The sequence below is a fragment of the Streptomyces sp. WG7 genome (assembly GCF_049975785.1).
Taxonomy (GTDB): domain Bacteria; phylum Actinomycetota; class Actinomycetes; order Streptomycetales; family Streptomycetaceae; genus Streptomyces.
Genome location: NZ_JBNGGE010000006.1, coordinates 102,926 through 118,002 on the forward strand (window position 1 = coordinate 102,926; position 15,077 = coordinate 118,002).

The following is a 15,077-nucleotide window of genomic DNA, read 5'->3' on the forward strand; positions in this document are numbered from 1 at the left end:
ACACGGCCTAGTAGACGCTGATGGCTCGCTCGGGGCAGGACCGGACGGCTTCCACCACCTGGTCCTGCTGGTCGTCGGGGACTTCCTCGCCGATGGGCGAGGAGTGGCCGTCGATCTCGCTCAGTTCGAAGACCTTCGGGGCGCGCATGGCGCACAGGGTGTGTCCCTGGCAGCGCTCGGGGTCGACGCGTACCTTCACGTCACTCAGCTCCCGTTCACGTTCGCGTTCACTTCAGGTCGGACAGGGATTTGCCCACGGAGGCGAGGGTGGCGGGCTTGCCGTAGTCGCCCTTGTACTTGTAGGCGGGCCCGTCGCAGCGGAAGGCCCCCTGGTCGGGCTCGAAGTCGGCGGGCCGCCAGCCCTCTGCGGTGGCCTCCACGACGGCGAAGCAGGTGGTCGGTTCTTCGGAGGTCAGGTCGAAGGGCGCTTGGAGGCCGCCCGCCGTCCAGTCGGTGTTCTTGCGCGCGTTCTCGTACACGCAGGCGCGGGTGAGCGTGGTGCAGTCCCGGGCGGCGGTGGCGAACAGCAGCCAGGAGGAGAAGGCGCGCAGGGCCGGGTAGGTGAGCTGTTTCCCCGGCGCGTACTTCTCGAACAGGTCGACGGCCTGTTGGGTGGCGGGATTGTCGGCCGCGCTCTCCAGCGGTGCGGTGGCGAAGAGTTCGGCGTAGTTGTGCTGCTCGGCCAGTGCCGCCCCGGCCAGTTGCGGGAAGGCCGGTCCGTAGGCGTTGGAGTTGGCGTCGATCCAGTCGGGCACGTAGTCGATGTTGGTGAGGGCCTGCTCCAGTTTGGCGAGGCTGGCGAAGTCGCCGAGGAAGACCAGGCCCCGGACGCCTTCCTCCTTGACGGCCTGGGCGTACGGTGTCCAGTCGGAGACCCCGGAGGCGGGGTAGAGGTCGGTGTAGGAGACCTTGCCACCGAGGCCGGCCACGGCTTCCTCGAACTGGGCGGACATCACCTTGGTGACGGGCGAGTCACCGGCGATGACGCCGACCCTGTCGGCCGACTCGGGGTACTTCTCCTTCATCAGCCAGGAGTAGTAGCCGGAGTACTGGAAGTAGCCGGCGGTCGGCTGTGAGGCGATCACCTGGAGGTCGGAGCCGATGGCCCCGATCTGGCTGGACTGCGCGGGGAAGTTGGGCAGCAGGCACTTCAGCCGGTCCTTGACTCCCAGGCTGTCCAGGGCGGCACCGCCACCCACCAGCGCGAAGTCCTCCTTGCACGCCTCGATGGTGCGTTGCCGGACCTCCGTGAAGCGGGTGTCACGGGAGACCGCCTCGATCTTCCGTCCGTTGATGCCGCCCGCGTCGTTGCACCAGGAGGTGAACACCTCGGCGGTGTCGACGAACTCGGACTTCTTGGTGAAGCCCACGTCGGACAGGACGCCGACCTGGATCGTGTCGTCGGTGACCCCTTGCGCGGTGGACTTCTCGGCGGTGCCGGGGCCGCACACGCCCTTCAGGGTGCCGAAGCCGGACGAGGCGGTCTCGGTCTCCTGGGCGGCGGGACTGTTCTGCCGCCCGGGGTCGGGGTCGTCGTCGGACCGGGTGGAGCAGCCGGCGGCCAGCAGTACCGCGAGAGCGGTGACACCGCCGGTGAGCAGCCTGCGCATGGTGCCTCCTCGGGAAGCTCGGACGCCGTCGTCCGAGGGAGGTGACGGGAGATGCGGGTCAGGTGACCGCTCCGCTCGCCTTGAGGGCGAGGATGCGGTCCCAGTCGTAGCCGAGCTCGGTGAGGATCTCCTCCGTCTGCGCGGCGAACTCCGGAGCGGAGCCGAGGCTGGTGTACTCGACGTCGAACTGGACGGGGCTGGCGACGAGTTCGAGGTCGCCGGCCTGCCCGATGTAGCCGTTGGCGCGTACCTGCGCGTCGGCGGCGGCCTGGAGGGTGTCCTGCACGGGCGCCCAGGGGCCGTCCAGCGCGACGAAACGCTCGGACCACTCGGCCAGCGGCCGGGTGGCGATCACCTCGCGCAGGATCTTGACCGCCTCGGCCGTGTGCGCGGCGATGGACTCCGTGGTGGCGAACCGGGGATCGTCGGCGAGGTCGGGGCGGCCGAGGCAGTGGCAGACGTTGGCCCAGAACCTCGCCGGCTGGAGCATGACGAAGGAGACGTAGCGGTCGTCCGCGGTGCGGTAGAGCCCGGTCAGCGGGTTGGCGGGGGACGCGTGGGCGCTGGGCGTGACGCCCTCCCAGGCTCGGTCCAGGTGCAGGGACAGGGCGATGGAGTGGCCGAGCGCCCACAGGCCGCTGCCGAGCAGGGAGACGTCGACGACGGACGACTCTCCGGTGCGTTCGCGGCGCAGCAGGGCGGCTGCGATGCCGCCGGCCAGGTTGGTGCCGGAGACGGTGTCGCCGTAGGCCGGTCCGGGCGCGGTGATCACGCCGTCCGTGCCGGGCGGGGTGATGCTGGCGGCGGTGCCGGCCCGGGCCCAGAAGGCGGTCATGTCGTAGCCGCCCCGGTCGGACTCGGCGCCGCGGGGGCCGAGGGCGCTGCCGCGGGCGTAGACGATCCGCGGGTTGACGGCGCGGATGTCGTCGACGTCGATGCCGAGCCGGGCGCGGGAGGCGGGCAGGAAGCTGGTGAGGAAGACGTCGGCGTCCCGGACCAGTTCGTGCAGCACCTCGCGGCCCCGCGGGTTGGACATGTCCAGACCGAGGGAGCGTTTGCCGCGGTTGGCGTGGGCGACGTTGGGGTTGGGATCGCCCTCCACGGTGAACGCGCCGGTCCGGCGCAGTCCGCGCTGCGGGTCGCCGGTGACCGCGTGCTCGACCTTGATCACGTCGGCGCCCCAGTCGGCGAGGACGGCGCCGGCCGAGGGCACGAAGCCGTACATCGCGACCTCGAGGACGCGGATCCCCTCCAGCGGCTTCATCCCTGCTCCCGCGGTACGACGATGCGGGCGAAGGCCTTCTCCTCGAGGAACTCCTCGAAGCCGGACCGGCCGCTCTCCCGTCCGATGCCGGACTGCTTGTAGCCGCCGAAGGGCACGTCGGGGGCGAAGTAGTTGCCGCCGTTGATGGAGAAGGTGCCGGTGCGGATGCGCCGGGCGATGCGGACGGCGCGGTCCTCGTCTGCGCTGTGCACGGCGCCGGACAGCCCGTACCTGGAGTTGTTGGCGATACGGACGGCGTCGTCCTCGTCGTCGTAGGGGATCACGGCGAGGACGGGGCCGAAGACCTCCTCCTGGGCGATCTCGCTCTCCGGGTCGACCTCGGCCAGCAGGGTCGGGGCGTAGAAGAAGCCGGGGTCGATCCGCTTGCCCCCGCGGACTGGGACGGCCCCCTCGTCGACGGCCCGGCGGACCATGCTGTCGACCTTGTCCCGCTGTTCCTCGCTGATCAGCGGGCCCATGTTCGTCTGCGGATCGTTCGGGTCACCGACCCGGACGCGGTCCAGTCCGGCCGCGACCATGTGCACGATCTCGTCGTGGCGGGCGCGTGGCACGAGCAGGCGGGAGGTGAGGGCGCAGCCCTGGCCGGAGTGGGAGCAGATCGTGAATGCGGCGAACATGGCGGCTTTGGTGACGTCGGCGTCGTCCAGGACGATCATGGCGGACTTGCCGCCGAGTTCGAGGAAGACCCGCTTCACCGATCCGGATGCGGCGGCCATGATACGTCGGCCCGTGGCGGTGGCGCCGGTGAAGGTGACGACGTCGACACCGCGGTGGGTGGTGAGCACCTCGCCGACCTCGGGTGTCGAGGAACTGAGGACGTTGACGACGCCGGGCGGGATGTCGGTGTGCTCGGCGATCAGTTCACCGAGGGCGAGGGTGGTCAGCGGCGTCTGCGGGGCGCCCTTGAGGACGACGGTGCAGCCGGCGGCGAGCGCGGGGGCGAGCTTGGCCAGGGCGAGCTGGTTGGGGAAGTTGTACGGGAGGATCGCGGCGACGACGCCGGCCGCCTCCTTCTCCACCCAGCGGTGGTGGCGTTGCCCGCGCGACTCGATCTCGCCTAGGTCCTCGGTGAACTCGTAGGACTCCAGCAGGTCGGCGTAGTACTTCACGATGCCGATCGGTTCGTCGAGCTGAGGGCCGTGGGTGAGCTGACGGGGGGCTCCGACCTCGGCGATGGTCAACTCGCGCAGTTCCTCGCGGTGTTCGTCGAGGACCTGGTGGAGCCGGCGAAGGCTGCGCAGGCGCAGGTCGCGGTCGGTGGGCCAGTCGGTGGTGTCGAAGGCGCGGCGGGCGGCGGCGACAGCCGTCTCCGCGTCCGCCCTGGTGGCCTCCGGCGCGTGCCCGACCAGCTCGCCCGTGGCGGGGTTGTGGGAGGCGAAGGCCGGCTGGGAGGCGACGAGTTTGCCGTCGATGAGCTGGGACCTGGTGGGGGTGGTGTTCACAGGCGCACCACCGATCCGCCGTCGACCGCGATGACCTGGCCGGTGACCCAGCTCGCGGCGTCGGACAGCAGGAAGAGCAGCGCACCCGCCGGGTCCGCCGGCTGCCCCATGCGTTTGAGTGCGAGCGACCGCACCAGTGCCTCTCGGACCTGCTCGGGGATGATGTCGCGGGATCCCTCGGTGTCCGTCGGCCCCGGCGCGATCGCGTTGACGCGGATGCCGCGGTCACCGAGTTCGGCGGCGAGGGAAGCGGTGAGGTGGTTGATGCCGGCCTTGGCCAGGCCGTAGAAACCGGTCGCCTGCCAGGCGGCGGTGGACGACTGGTTGACGATGGCCGACCCCTCCTTCAGGTGGGGCAGGACGGCGCGGGTCATGTGCAGGGCGCCGAGCAGGTTCACCTTGAGGAACTGGTCCAGGTAGTCGTAGTCGACGGTGGTGAGGCCCTCGCGGCGCATGCCCTGGAAGATCGCCGCGTTGTTGACCAGGTGGTCGATGCGGCCGTACTCCCGGATGACCGTGTCGGCGAGGGCTTCGGCGGACGCCGGGTCACCGACGTCGGTCCGCACGAAGAGCGCGTCGCCGATCTCCTTGGCGACGCGCTGCCCCTGCTCCTCGTTCAGTTCGGCCACCACGACCCGTGCGCCTTCGGCGGCCAATGCCCTCGCGTATCCCTCGCCGATGCCCTGACCGGCCCCGGTGACGATCGCCACCTTGCCCTCGAAGCGCATACCAGCCTCCTCGCTCGATTGCTCGGAAACTACATTCTCACTTTCAGCGAATCAAGCATTCAGACAAGAGAAGCTGATGCTTACTTCGGTGAAACCCCAAGGCGCCCACACGACCCGTCGGCCCCGCACCGGGCACGGGGGTTCCCGGCTCACCGTTTGCGAGAATATGATTCTCGCAAACGAAAGGGGTGTTTCCATGATCGAATCGAAGGCCCTCAGTCCGTCGCTCGGGGTCGAGTTCACCGGCGTGACGGACCCGCTCGACGACGCCTTCGTGCACCGCGCGACCGAGGCCCTGAAGTGGCGTGGGGTCCTCCTCGTGCGAGGGCTGCACCTCGACGACGAACGGCAGCTGGCGTTCAGCCGCGCGCTCGGCGAGGTGGTCGCGCTGCGCGGCCAGGAGATCTTTCCCATCTCAGTCAACCCGGCCAAGAGCAGCAGCGCCAAGTACCTCAAGGGCGCCTTCCACTGGCATCTGGACGGCACCAGCGACGACGTCCCCGTCAAGGCGACCACCCTGACCGCCCGGCACGTCGCCACGATCGGCGGAGGCACCGAGTTCGCCAGCACCTACGCGGCGTACGAGAACCTGCCGGAGAAGGAACGCGAGCGCTACGAGTCCCTGCGCGTGGTGCACAGCTTCGAGGCGGCCCAGCGGCTGGTGAATCCCGACCCCAGCGAGAAGGAGCTGGCCGCCTGGCGCACCCAGCCCAGCCACGAGGCGGCCCTGGTGTGGCGCCGCCGGGACGGCCGCCGCTCCCTGGTGACCGGCACCACCGCCGACCACATCGTCGGGATGGACCCGGCCGACAGCCGTGCGCTGCTCGACGAACTGCTCGACTGGTCCACCCAGGAGCGGTTCCGCTACACCCACGACTGGGAGGTCGGCGACCTCGTGGTGTGGGACAACACCGGGATCCTGCACCGGGCACTGCCCTACGACGAGACCTCCGAGCGCCTGCTGCACCGCACGACGGTGGTCGGCGACGAGGCGTTCGCGTGAGCGCGGCGAGGACGGCCGTCGTCACCGGCGGCGCCTCCGGCATCGGCCGGGCGATCGCGCGGCGGCTCACCGACGACGGGTTCGACGTGGCGGTGTTCGACATCGCGCCGGCCGAGGACGGCTACGCGCTGTCCGTCGACGTCACCGACCGGGCACAGGTGGACAAGGCGATGGACGCGGTGCGCGACCGCTACGGCCCGGTCTCCGTCCTGGTCAACGCGGCGGGCAAGGACGGCTTCACCCGGTTCGCGAAGCTCTCCTTCGAGGAGTGGCAGCGCATCGTCGACATCAACCTCAACGGGGTGTACCACTGCGTGCAGTCGGCGCTGCCCGACATGTGGGAGGGCCGCTGGGGACGGATCGTCAACATCTCTTCCTCCAGCACCCATTCCGGCCAGCCCTTCATGGCCCACTACGTCGCCGCCAAGTCGGCGGTGAACGGGCTGACCAAGGCCCTCGCCCTGGAGCTGGGGCCCCGGGGCATCACCGTCAACGCCGTGCCGCCCGGCTTCATCGACACCCCGATGCTGCGCACCGCCGAGCAGGAGCAGCGGCTCGGCGGCACCGTCGAGGAGCACATCGCGCGGACCCCGGTGCGCCGGGTGGGCCTCCCGGAGGACATCGCGGCGACGTGCTCCTTCCTGGTGAGTGAGGAGGCGGGGTACGTCACCGGGCAGATCATCGGCGTGAACGGAGGCCGCAACACATGACGCGACTGCCCCCGGTGCCGTACGAGGACTGGGACGCCGAGGCGCTGCGCCCGCTGACGGGCGGGCGGACCGTGCCTCCCTCGAACGTGCTGGGCCTGCTGCTCCACCATCCGGCGCTGGCCAAGTCGTTCCTCACCTTCTCCACCCACCTGCTGGCGCGCAATTCGGTGCCGCCGAGGATGCGTGAACTGGCCGTCCTCCGGGTCGCCTGGCGCCGCCGGTGCCGCTACGAGTGGGCACAGCACGTCCTCATCGGGCGGCAGGCGGGCCTGGAGGACGACGACCTGGAGGGGGTCCGGACCGGCGCCGGCACGCTGGTGAACCGGGCCGTCGACGAGCTGGAGACCACCTCCACGCTCTCCGACACCACATATGCGGAGCTGGCGATGGAACTGGACGAACGCCAGCTCCTGGACTTCGTGTTCACCGTGGGCGCGTACGGGATGCTGGCGGCGGTCCTGAACACCTTCGATGTGGAACAGGAGCCCGGGCTCGACGACGACGGCTTCGGCTGACGGCCGCGGGCCCGTGCCGGAGTCGCCTGGACTCCGGCACGGGCCGTCCCCCCGGGTGATGTGGTCCTCAGCCCTGCTTGATGCGCTGCTTCATGTCGTCGAGACGGGTCAGGATCGGGAAGCCGCCCACGCTGAGCGCGTTGCCGTGACCGGTCTGGTGGACGTCGAAGACGGACTGGAGCGCGGCGTAGAAGCCCTGGACGTCCAGGGTCTGGTTGACCGCCCGCTTGGCCTGGCGCAGCCCGAAGGGCGGCATCGTCGCGATCCGCGCGGCCAGTTCACGGGCCGTGTCGTCCAGGGCGTCGAGCGGGACGACCTTGTTGACCATGCCTGTCCGCTCGGCCTCCCGGGCGGTCAGCGGCCGGCCGGTGAACAGGATTTCCTTGGCCTTGCGGGGGCCCAGTTCCCAGGTGTGCCCGTGGTACTCGACGCCGCCGATGCCCATGTGCACCACCGGGTCGGAGAACTCGGCGTTCTCGGCGGCCACGATCAGGTCGCACGGCCAGCACAGCATGAGTCCGGCGGCGATGCACTTGCCCTGCACGGCGGCGATGGTGGGCTTCGGGATGTTGCGCCACTTCAGCGAGTACTCCAGGTAGCGGCGGGTCTCCGCGTCGTAGATCCACTCCAGGGTGATCTCGTCGGGGCCGGGCCAGCGGTCCTTCAGGTCGTGCCCGGCGGAGAAATGGCGGCCGTTGGCCCGCAGCACGACCACGCGCACCTCCTCGTCCCGGGCGGCGCGGGTGAAGGCGGCGTCCAGGTCGTCCAGGAGGGCCATGGTCTGGGCGTTGGCGGCCTCGGGGCGGTTGAGCGTGATGACGGCGACGCCGTCCCCCGCTTCGTACAGGATCTGGTCCATGACCGGCGTCCTAACGCGGTAGGCCGAGGATGCGCTCGGCGATGATGTTGCGCTGGATCTCGCTGGTGCCGCCGGCGATGGTGCCGGCGAAGCTGCGGGCATACCGCTCGAACCAGCTGGAGACGAAGTCCTCGTGGTGCATGTGGTGGTACGGGCCGGTGCGGGCGGGGTGCACCAGCGCGTCGGCGCCATGCGCCTCCAGGGCGTGCAGGGAGGCGCTCTGCACGGCCTCGGAGCCGAAGAGTTTCAGCACCGAGATCTCGGCCGGGTCGCGGTCCTGGCCGAGCTGCCGGTGGCCGAGCAGGCGCAGGGCCGTCAGGTCCATGAGGAGGGTGGCGTACCACTCCTGTCCGGCACCGACGTCCGCGGCGTCACGGACCAGGTCCTCCAGGCGCTCGGCGTAGGAGAGCCACAGCAGGGTGCGTTCGTGACCGAGGGAGCCGTTGGCCACGCGCCAGCCCTCGCCCAGCGGCCCCAGCAGGTTCGCCCGAGGCACGCGTACATCGGTGAGGAACACCTCGTTGAAGTCGTGGTCGTCCTCGGCGGCGATCGAGCCGAAGGGCCGACGGACGACGCCGTCAGTGTCGGTCGGGATCAGCAGCGCGCTGAGACCCTTGTGCTTGGGCGCGTCGGGGTCGGTCCGCACGAAGGTGAGGAGGACGTCGGCGTCGTGGGCGCCGGAGGTCCAGATCTTCTGCCCGTTGACCGTGAAGGTGTCGCCGTCGAGGACGGCCCGGGTGCGCAGCGAGGCCAGGTCGGAGCCGGCCTCGGGTTCGCTCATGCCGAGCGCGGCGGTGATCTCCGCGCGCAGGATCGGCACGGCCCAGCGCCGTTTCTGCTCCTCGGTACCGAAGGAGAGCAGGGAGGCGGCGATGATGCCCAGTCCCTGCGGGTTGAAGCTGTGGTAGATCCGGCGGCGGGCCAGCTCCTCCAGGTGGGCGAGCTGCTGGGGCAGGGTGGCGTTCCGGCCGCCGTACTCGGGTGGCCGGCCAGGGAGCAGCCAGCCGTGGTCGAACAGGGTGCGCTGCCAGCGGCGGGCCCAGTCGGGGATGTGGGCGCTGGAGCGGGCGCGTTCGCGGGCCTGGGCCTCGGCGGGCAGGTGCGTGTCGAGGAAGGCGGCGAACCGGGCACGGAACTCCTCCACCTCGGGGTCGTCGGCGAGCTTCATGCGGACAGCAGGGCCTTCCTGTGGGCGGACGCGGTGCCGAGCAGCAGGTCGCAGGCCTGGGCCCGCTTCAGGTGCAGTTGCAGTTCGTTTTCCCAGGTGAAGCCCATGGCGCCGAACAGCTGCAGGCCGTGCCGGAAGACCAGGCGCTGGCACTCCCCCGCCGCGGCTTTGGCCATGTGCGCGGCCTGGGTGCGGCGCGGGTCCTGTTCAGCGAGGGCGCGCGCGGCGAAGTGGGTGAGGGCACGGGCCCGCTCGACGGCCACGTGCATGTCGGCCGCCTTGTGCTTGACGGCCTGGAACGAGCCCAGCGTGCGGCCGAACTGGGTGCGCTGCTTCACGTGGGCGAGGACCAGGTCCAGGACGCGGCGGCAGGCACCGACCGCGGTGGCGGCCAGGCCGGTGAGGGCGAGGTCGGGAACGGCGGCGGCGAGCGGGCCCGCGTCGACGTGCGCGACGTGCAGGTGCGGGTCGAGGACCTCCACACGTCGGGCGGTCAGGTGCGCGCCCGGCACGACGGTGACGCCCTCCGGCGTGAGCAGCGCGACCTCGTCGGCTCGGTCGGCGTCGAGGACGTAGCGGCCGGCACCGTCGAAGACGGCCGTACCGCTGCCCTCCGGCAGGCGGCCGGCAAGGGGGGCGAACCAGGTCGCCGTGGCGAGGAAAGGGGTGGGATCGGCCGCGTATCCCAGCTCCTCCAGGATGAGGACGAGCTCCAGCGGTGGCGCCTCCAGCCAGCCGAGAGCGCGGTAGGTGTCCCACTGCCGTTCCTCACCCTGGGTGCGCACCTTGGCGACCGTCTCGCGCACCGTGCGGCGCAGCATGCGCTGCTCCTCGTCGAGTTCGAACTCCACGCCCGGCCTCCGCTCTCTCCCGCCGTCCCGGCGGCGCCCTGTGCGGCAACACACGGTGCGAGAATATCATTCTCACTACTAGGAAGTAAGAGTCTCGCTTCGCGCGGAGCGCGATTCGGTAGGGGGAGTGCCGTCTCTTTTCACATACGTGGAGTACCGTTCTTCCCATGAGTGTCGTCCCCGCCGAACCGGTCGAGCCCCCTGAGCCCGCATGGCGGCAGCGTGCCGTCGAGCGGTCCACCCGGGCCGCGAAACTCCGCGCAGAACAGCGCGTACAGCGTTTCCTGGACGCGGCCCAGGAGCTGATCGCCGACAAGGGCACCACCGATGTCACGGTGCAGGAGGTCGTCGAGCGCTCCCGCCAGTCGTTGCGCAGCTTCTACCAGCACTTCGACGGCAAGCACGAGCTGCTGCTCGCCCTCTTCGAGGACGCGCTGTCGAAGTCGGCGGTCGAGATGCGCGAGCGGATCACGACCGTGACGGACCCGCTGGAGCGCCTCAAGGTCGCCGTCGACCTGCTGTACGACGCCTCCACGCCGCGTGAGGGGCAGCAGTCCCCGCTCTTCACCGACTTCGCCATCCAGCTGCTGGTCAGCCACCCGGACCAGGTGGCCACCGCGCACCTGCCGCTGCTGGCTCTGTTCACGGAACTGGTGGAGGACGCGGTCGAGGCGGGTGTGGCCGTCGCGCCCCGGCCCCGCCGCACCGCATCCCTGATCATGCAGACGGCGATGTTCACGGCGCAGGCGCCCGCCGCCCCCGTCGGCGCGCAGCCCTCCCGGATCGGCGCGGAGGATGTCTGGGCGTTCTGCCTGGGCGGCATCAGCGGATCGGGCGGGGCCGCCGGCGACGACTCGGCCGGAGCCAGGAAGACGCCCGCCGCCAAGAAGGCATCTGCCACCAAGAAGTCGCCTGCCGTCAAGAAGACGGCGGCGCAGAAGGCCACGGGCAGGAAGGCCACGGCGACCAAGGGCTGACGCCGGCACCGACACGAAGAAGGGCTCGCTCCGGCGGGCCCTTCCCGCATGCCGGACAAGTACCGCCCACGTCCAGGTAGTTGACTCTCCCTTTCGGTCTGACCTTTGATATGTTTCACACATCAGCGTCCGGCAGAGGGGTTCCCCGCCGTGGATTTCGAGCTGACCGACGACCAGGAGACGATCCGCAAGGCCGTGGCCGGCCTGCTGCGCGACTTCGACGACCGGTACTGGATGGAGAAGGACCGCGACCACACCTTCCCCGAGGAGTTCTACGCAGCCGTCGCGCGCGGCGGCTGGCTCGGCATCACGATGCCCGAGGAGTACGGCGGCCACGGGCTCGGCATCACCGAGGCCACGCTGCTGCTGGAGGAGGTGGCCCGCTCGGGGGGCGGGATGAACGCCGCCAGCGCCATCCACCTGTCCATCTTCGGCATGCACCCGGTCGTGGTGCACGGTTCCGAGGACCTCAAGCGCCGCACGCTCCCCCGCATCGCCGACGGAGATCTGCACGTCTGCTTCGGCGTGACCGAGCCGGGCGCCGGCCTGGACACGACGAGCATCACCACGTACGCGCGGCGGGACGGTGACCACTACGTGGTCAGCGGCCGCAAGGTGTGGATCTCCAAGGCGGTGGAGTCGGAGAAGATCCTGTTGCTGACCCGCACGACGCGGCGCGAGGAGGTGGCGAAGCCGACGGACGGCATGACGCTGTTCCTCACCGACCTCGACCGCGACCACGTGGACATTCGCCCCATCCCGAAGATGGGCCGCAACGCCGTCACCTCCAACGAACTGTTCATCGACGAGCTGCGCGTCCCCGTCCGGGACCGGGTCGGCGAGGAGGGCCAAGGGTTCCGCTACCTCCTCGACGGTCTGAATCCCGAGCGGATGCTGATCGCCGCCGAGGCCCTCGGCATCGGCCGGGTGGCCCTCGACAGGGCGGTGCGCTACGGCCGTGAGCGGGAGGTGTTCGGCCGGCCCATCGGCATGAACCAGGGCATCCAGTTCCCGCTCGCCGACTCGCTCGCCCGCCTAGACGCCGCGGAGTTGGTGCTGCGCAAGGCGACCTGGCTGTACGACCGGGGGCGGCCCTGCGGGAGGGAGGCGAACACCGCCAAGTACCTGTGCGCGGACGCCGGTTTCACCGCGGCCGACCGGTCCCTGCAGACGCACGGCGGGATGGGTTACTCCGAGGAGTACCCCGTGGCCCGCCTCTTCCGGGAGGCCCGGCTGATGCGGATCGCGCCGGTCAGCCAGGAGATGGTCCTGAACTACCTGGGGTCCCACACGCTGGGACTGCCCCGCAGTTACTGAGTCTTCATCAGTACTGAGTCTGAGTACTGAGTCTTCGCGAGTACTGAGTCTTCGTGAGTACGAGTTCGTGTCTACGAGGAGGAGCCCGGTATGACCGGACGTACGGACCTGTTCGACCTCACGGGGCGCTCGGCGCTGGTGACCGGGGCGGCGGGCGGGATCGGCGCCGCCGTGGCGGGCGCCCTGGCCCGTGCCGGGGCGGCCGTGCTCGTCACCGACGTGGACGGCGGGGCGGCGGCGGCCGTGGCGGGGAAGCTGACCGCGGCGGGGCTGACCGCCGAGGGCGCGGCGCTCGACGTGACGGACCGCGCCGCCGCCGACGGCGCCGTGGCCACAGCCGCCGCACTCGCCGAGGGGACCCTGCACATCCTGGTCAACAACGCCGGGGTCACCGCGCCCGCCATGTTCGACAGGCTGACGGAGGATTCCGTGCGGCGGCTGATCGAGGTCCATGTGATGGGCGCCTTCCACTGCGCGCAGGCGGCCCTGCCGTACCTGCCGACGGACGGGACCGGACGCGTCATCAACGTCACGTCGTCCGCCGGACTGACCGGCACCCTCGGCCAGGTGAACTACTCGGCGGCGAAGGCGGGCATCGTCGGCCTCACCAAGTCGCTCGCCCGGGAGCTGGCGCGCAAGCGCATCCTGGTCAACGCCCTGGCACCGCTGGCCGCGACCCCGATGACCGAGACCATCCGCACCGACCCGAAGTTCGCGGAGCGGATGCTCGCCCGTATCCCGCTCGGCCGGTGGGCCGAACCCGACGAGGTCGCCGGGGCGTTCGTCTTCCTCGCCTCGGACGCCGCCTCGTTCGTCACCGGGCAGGTGCTGCCCGTGGACGGGGGCATGGTCATGTGACAGGCGCCTCGTCGGCTGTGTTGAATGGTTCAGCCGAAAAGCAGAACGCCCGACGAGAGGCCCGCACCGTGTCCAGCGCCGAACCCACCCCGCCCACCCCGCGCTTCGAGACGCTCACCGTCCCGAAGGCGTCGGACGTGCTGGCGGCCGAGGTTCGGGAGAGGATCCTGTCCGGGGAGTTCGGCGAGGGCACGGCGCTGCCGCCCGAACGCCAGCTCGTGGAGCAGACCGGGCTGAGCCGGGCGACGGTACGGGAGGCGCTGCGCATCCTGGAGGTCGAACGACTGGTGGAGATACGGCCGGGGCGTGGGGGCGGGGCCTTCGTGCACCGGCCCGGGCGTGAGTCGCTGGCCCATACGGTGCGGCTGGTGATCCGGGGGCAGCGCATCCGGCTGGAGGCGCTGCACGAGACCCGTGAGGCGATCGAGCCGGCGTGCGCGGCACTCGCGGCCAGACGACGGACCGAGCGGGACCTGGCGGATCTGGACGCCGCCCACGCCGAGCTGGTCGGGGCGGGCGAGGACCTGCCGCGGTTCCTGCGGGCCAACATCCAGTGGCACAACGCCGTGGCCAGGGCGGGCGACAACGAACTGCTCATCGGCTTCCTGGGCGCGCTCTCGGAGTCGATCCACGCGTCCACGGACCTGGCGCGGTTCCTCGACCTGCGTATCCGTCAGCTCACGGCCCATGCCCACGCCCGGATCACGGAGGCGATCCGGGCGGGCGACGCGGAGGCGGCGCACCGGCGGATGAGCCGTCATGTGTGCGGCTTCGCCCGCGCCGCCGCCGAGGTCGACGGACGCGAACTGGTGGACCTGCCGGACTCCGGCGACTGACGCCCCTTCCCGGAACGCGCACGACCACGGACCGCGCACACCTGGGCGAGAATTAGATTCTCCAACTGAGGCAATGCCATTGACAGTATCGGTCTGACCTTTACTACCATCACCGCATGAGCGACGTGAGCCCCGTCCTGACTGTGGCCGCCGACGGCGATGTCCGCGTCGTCACACTGAACCGGCCCGAGCGACTCAACGGCGTCTCGGAGGAACTGCATCGCCGGTTGTCCGAGGTGTGGCGGGAGCTGGCGCAGGACACCGAGGCCCGGGCGGTCGTGCTGACCGGGGCGGGACGGGCGTTCAGCGCCGGAGGCGACTTCGACCACCTGCTGCGTCACCACGACGACCCGGAACTGCGCGAGCGTTCGATCCGGCTCGACCGGACCATCCAGACGGAGATGATCCGCTTCCCGCTCCCGGTGGTCGCGGCCGTCAACGGCCCGGCTGTGGGACTCGGTTGCAGCCTGGCCCTCGGCTGCGACCTGGTCCTGATGGCCGAGGACGCCTACCTCGCCGACCCCCATGTCTCCGTCGGCCTGGTGGCCGGCGACGGCGGAGTGACCCTGTGGCCGCTGCTGACCAGCCTGCTGCGGGTCAAGGAGTACCTGTTCACCGGCGGCCGGATCCCGGCGGCCACGGCGGTCGCCCTGGGGCTGGCCAACCGCACGGTGCCCGCCGGGCAGCTGATGGACGAGGCCCTGGCACTCGCCCACCGGCTCGCGGCCCAGCCGGCGGAGGCGCTGCGCGCCACCAAGGCCGCGCTGGCCGCGGTGGTGGAGCAGGTGACGCGCGGCGGCATGGAGGCGGCCCTGCAGGCCGAACGGTCCACGATGACCAGCCCGGACCACATCCGCGTCATCACCGGCCTGGCCGCCCGCGCATCCCGTCGCGCCACCGCCCCGGAGGAGGAGTGAG

Annotated in this window: 16 protein-coding genes; 8 read left to right on the forward strand and 8 right to left on the reverse strand. The window is 70.7% G+C overall.

Annotated elements, in window-relative coordinates; genetic code table 11:
* Positions 1–7: 7 nt before the first annotated feature.
* The 5 genes from ACP4J0_RS09085 to ACP4J0_RS09105 are packed head-to-tail and all read right to left on the reverse strand — an operon-like array spanning position 8 to position 5,065.
* The gene (locus ACP4J0_RS09085; protein WP_359977280.1) at positions 8–199 is read right to left on the reverse strand and encodes a ferredoxin; all 192 of its coding nucleotides are present in this window, start codon (positions 197–199) and stop codon (positions 8–10) included.
* Positions 200–227: 28 nt separating this feature from the next.
* The gene (locus tag ACP4J0_RS09090) at positions 228–1,610 is read right to left on the reverse strand and encodes an ABC transporter substrate-binding protein (protein ID WP_426598108.1); all 1,383 of its coding nucleotides are present in this window, start codon (positions 1,608–1,610) and stop codon (positions 228–230) included.
* 58 nt (positions 1,611–1,668) lie between these two features.
* Positions 1,669–2,874 (reverse strand): CaiB/BaiF CoA transferase family protein, encoded by a 1,206-nt coding sequence (locus ACP4J0_RS09095; protein ID WP_426598109.1) that lies wholly within the window; start codon positions 2,872–2,874, stop codon positions 1,669–1,671.
* Entirely contained in the window at positions 2,871–4,337 is a 1,467-nt protein-coding gene (locus ACP4J0_RS09100) for an aldehyde dehydrogenase family protein (RefSeq protein WP_426598110.1), read from the reverse strand. Before ACP4J0_RS09100 ends, ACP4J0_RS09095 begins: the two co-directional genes overlap by 4 nt.
* The gene (locus ACP4J0_RS09105; RefSeq protein WP_426598111.1) at positions 4,334–5,065 is read right to left on the reverse strand and encodes an SDR family oxidoreductase; all 732 of its coding nucleotides are present in this window, start codon (positions 5,063–5,065) and stop codon (positions 4,334–4,336) included. The genes ACP4J0_RS09100 and ACP4J0_RS09105 overlap by 4 nt, the downstream gene beginning before the upstream one ends.
* A 196-nt stretch (positions 5,066–5,261) precedes the next feature.
* Between ACP4J0_RS09105 and ACP4J0_RS09110 the strand changes: the two genes are divergently transcribed.
* The 3 genes from ACP4J0_RS09110 to ACP4J0_RS09120 are packed head-to-tail and all read left to right on the forward strand — an operon-like array spanning position 5,262 to position 7,293.
* The gene (locus ACP4J0_RS09110) at positions 5,262–6,068 is read left to right on the forward strand and encodes a TauD/TfdA dioxygenase family protein (RefSeq protein ID WP_426598112.1); all 807 of its coding nucleotides are present in this window, start codon (positions 5,262–5,264) and stop codon (positions 6,066–6,068) included.
* Complete coding sequence (locus tag ACP4J0_RS09115) at positions 6,065–6,778, forward strand: SDR family oxidoreductase (RefSeq protein ID WP_359977286.1); 714 nt, start codon at positions 6,065–6,067, stop codon at positions 6,776–6,778. Before ACP4J0_RS09110 ends, ACP4J0_RS09115 begins: the two co-directional genes overlap by 4 nt.
* Positions 6,775–7,293: a carboxymuconolactone decarboxylase family protein gene (locus ACP4J0_RS09120; protein ID WP_426598113.1), complete on the forward strand. Its 519-nt coding sequence runs from the start codon at positions 6,775–6,777 to the stop codon at positions 7,291–7,293. Before ACP4J0_RS09115 ends, ACP4J0_RS09120 begins: the two co-directional genes overlap by 4 nt.
* Before the next feature lie 67 nt (positions 7,294–7,360).
* Here the strand turns inward: ACP4J0_RS09120 and ACP4J0_RS09125 are convergent, their stop codons facing one another.
* From ACP4J0_RS09125 to ACP4J0_RS09135, 3 genes are read right to left on the reverse strand one after another with little or no spacing between them, the layout of a single operon-like run.
* Entirely contained in the window at positions 7,361–8,152 is a 792-nt protein-coding gene (locus ACP4J0_RS09125) for an enoyl-CoA hydratase (RefSeq protein WP_426598114.1), read from the reverse strand.
* 10 nt (positions 8,153–8,162) lie between these two features.
* Complete coding sequence (locus ACP4J0_RS09130) at positions 8,163–9,320, reverse strand: acyl-CoA dehydrogenase family protein (RefSeq protein ID WP_426598115.1); 1,158 nt, start codon at positions 9,318–9,320, stop codon at positions 8,163–8,165.
* Positions 9,317–10,171 (reverse strand): acyl-CoA dehydrogenase family protein, encoded by an 855-nt coding sequence (locus ACP4J0_RS09135; RefSeq protein WP_426598116.1) that lies wholly within the window; start codon positions 10,169–10,171, stop codon positions 9,317–9,319. The genes ACP4J0_RS09130 and ACP4J0_RS09135 overlap by 4 nt, the downstream gene beginning before the upstream one ends.
* Positions 10,172–10,338: 167 nt before the next feature.
* Between ACP4J0_RS09135 and ACP4J0_RS09140 the strand changes: the two genes are divergently transcribed.
* From ACP4J0_RS09140 to ACP4J0_RS09160, 5 genes are all read left to right on the forward strand, one after another.
* The gene (locus ACP4J0_RS09140; RefSeq protein WP_426598117.1) at positions 10,339–11,148 is read left to right on the forward strand and encodes a TetR/AcrR family transcriptional regulator; all 810 of its coding nucleotides are present in this window, start codon (positions 10,339–10,341) and stop codon (positions 11,146–11,148) included.
* A gap of 150 nt (positions 11,149–11,298) precedes the next feature.
* Positions 11,299–12,465, forward strand: a complete 1,167-nt coding sequence (locus tag ACP4J0_RS09145; protein ID WP_426598118.1) for an acyl-CoA dehydrogenase family protein — start codon at positions 11,299–11,301, stop codon at positions 12,463–12,465.
* Between the two features lie 90 nt (positions 12,466–12,555).
* Entirely contained in the window at positions 12,556–13,323 is a 768-nt protein-coding gene (locus tag ACP4J0_RS09150; RefSeq protein WP_426598119.1) for an SDR family NAD(P)-dependent oxidoreductase, read from the forward strand.
* A gap of 68 nt (positions 13,324–13,391) precedes the next feature.
* Complete coding sequence (locus ACP4J0_RS09155) at positions 13,392–14,159, forward strand: FadR/GntR family transcriptional regulator (protein WP_426598120.1); 768 nt, start codon at positions 13,392–13,394, stop codon at positions 14,157–14,159.
* 116 nt (positions 14,160–14,275) lie between these two features.
* Positions 14,276–15,076 (forward strand): enoyl-CoA hydratase/isomerase family protein, encoded by an 801-nt coding sequence (locus ACP4J0_RS09160; RefSeq protein ID WP_426598121.1) that lies wholly within the window; start codon positions 14,276–14,278, stop codon positions 15,074–15,076.
* Position 15,077: the final 1 nt, after the last annotated feature.

Bases quoted from the DNA above. Each gene is read 5' to 3' on its own strand.
- ACP4J0_RS09150 (WP_426598119.1), top strand. From the start codon at position 12,556: ATGACCGGACGTACGGACCTGTTCGACCTCACGGGGCGCTCGGCGCTG.
- ACP4J0_RS09160 (WP_426598121.1), top strand. From the start codon at position 14,276: ATGAGCGACGTGAGCCCCGTCCTGACTGTGGCCGCCGACGGCGATGTC.
- ACP4J0_RS09105 (WP_426598111.1), bottom strand. From the start codon at position 5,065: ATGCGCTTCGAGGGCAAGGTGGCGATCGTCACCGGGGCCGGTCAGGGC.
- ACP4J0_RS09095 (WP_426598109.1), bottom strand. From the start codon at position 2,874: ATGAAGCCGCTGGAGGGGATCCGCGTCCTCGAGGTCGCGATGTACGGC.
- ACP4J0_RS09090 (WP_426598108.1), bottom strand. From the start codon at position 1,610: ATGCGCAGGCTGCTCACCGGCGGTGTCACCGCTCTCGCGGTACTGCTG.
- ACP4J0_RS09140 (WP_426598117.1), top strand. From the start codon at position 10,339: ATGAGTGTCGTCCCCGCCGAACCGGTCGAGCCCCCTGAGCCCGCATGG.
- ACP4J0_RS09130 (WP_426598115.1), bottom strand. From the start codon at position 9,320: ATGAAGCTCGCCGACGACCCCGAGGTGGAGGAGTTCCGTGCCCGGTTC.
- ACP4J0_RS09120 (WP_426598113.1), top strand. From the start codon at position 6,775: ATGACGCGACTGCCCCCGGTGCCGTACGAGGACTGGGACGCCGAGGCG.
- ACP4J0_RS09125 (WP_426598114.1), bottom strand. From the start codon at position 8,152: ATGGACCAGATCCTGTACGAAGCGGGGGACGGCGTCGCCGTCATCACG.
- ACP4J0_RS09110 (WP_426598112.1), top strand. From the start codon at position 5,262: ATGATCGAATCGAAGGCCCTCAGTCCGTCGCTCGGGGTCGAGTTCACC.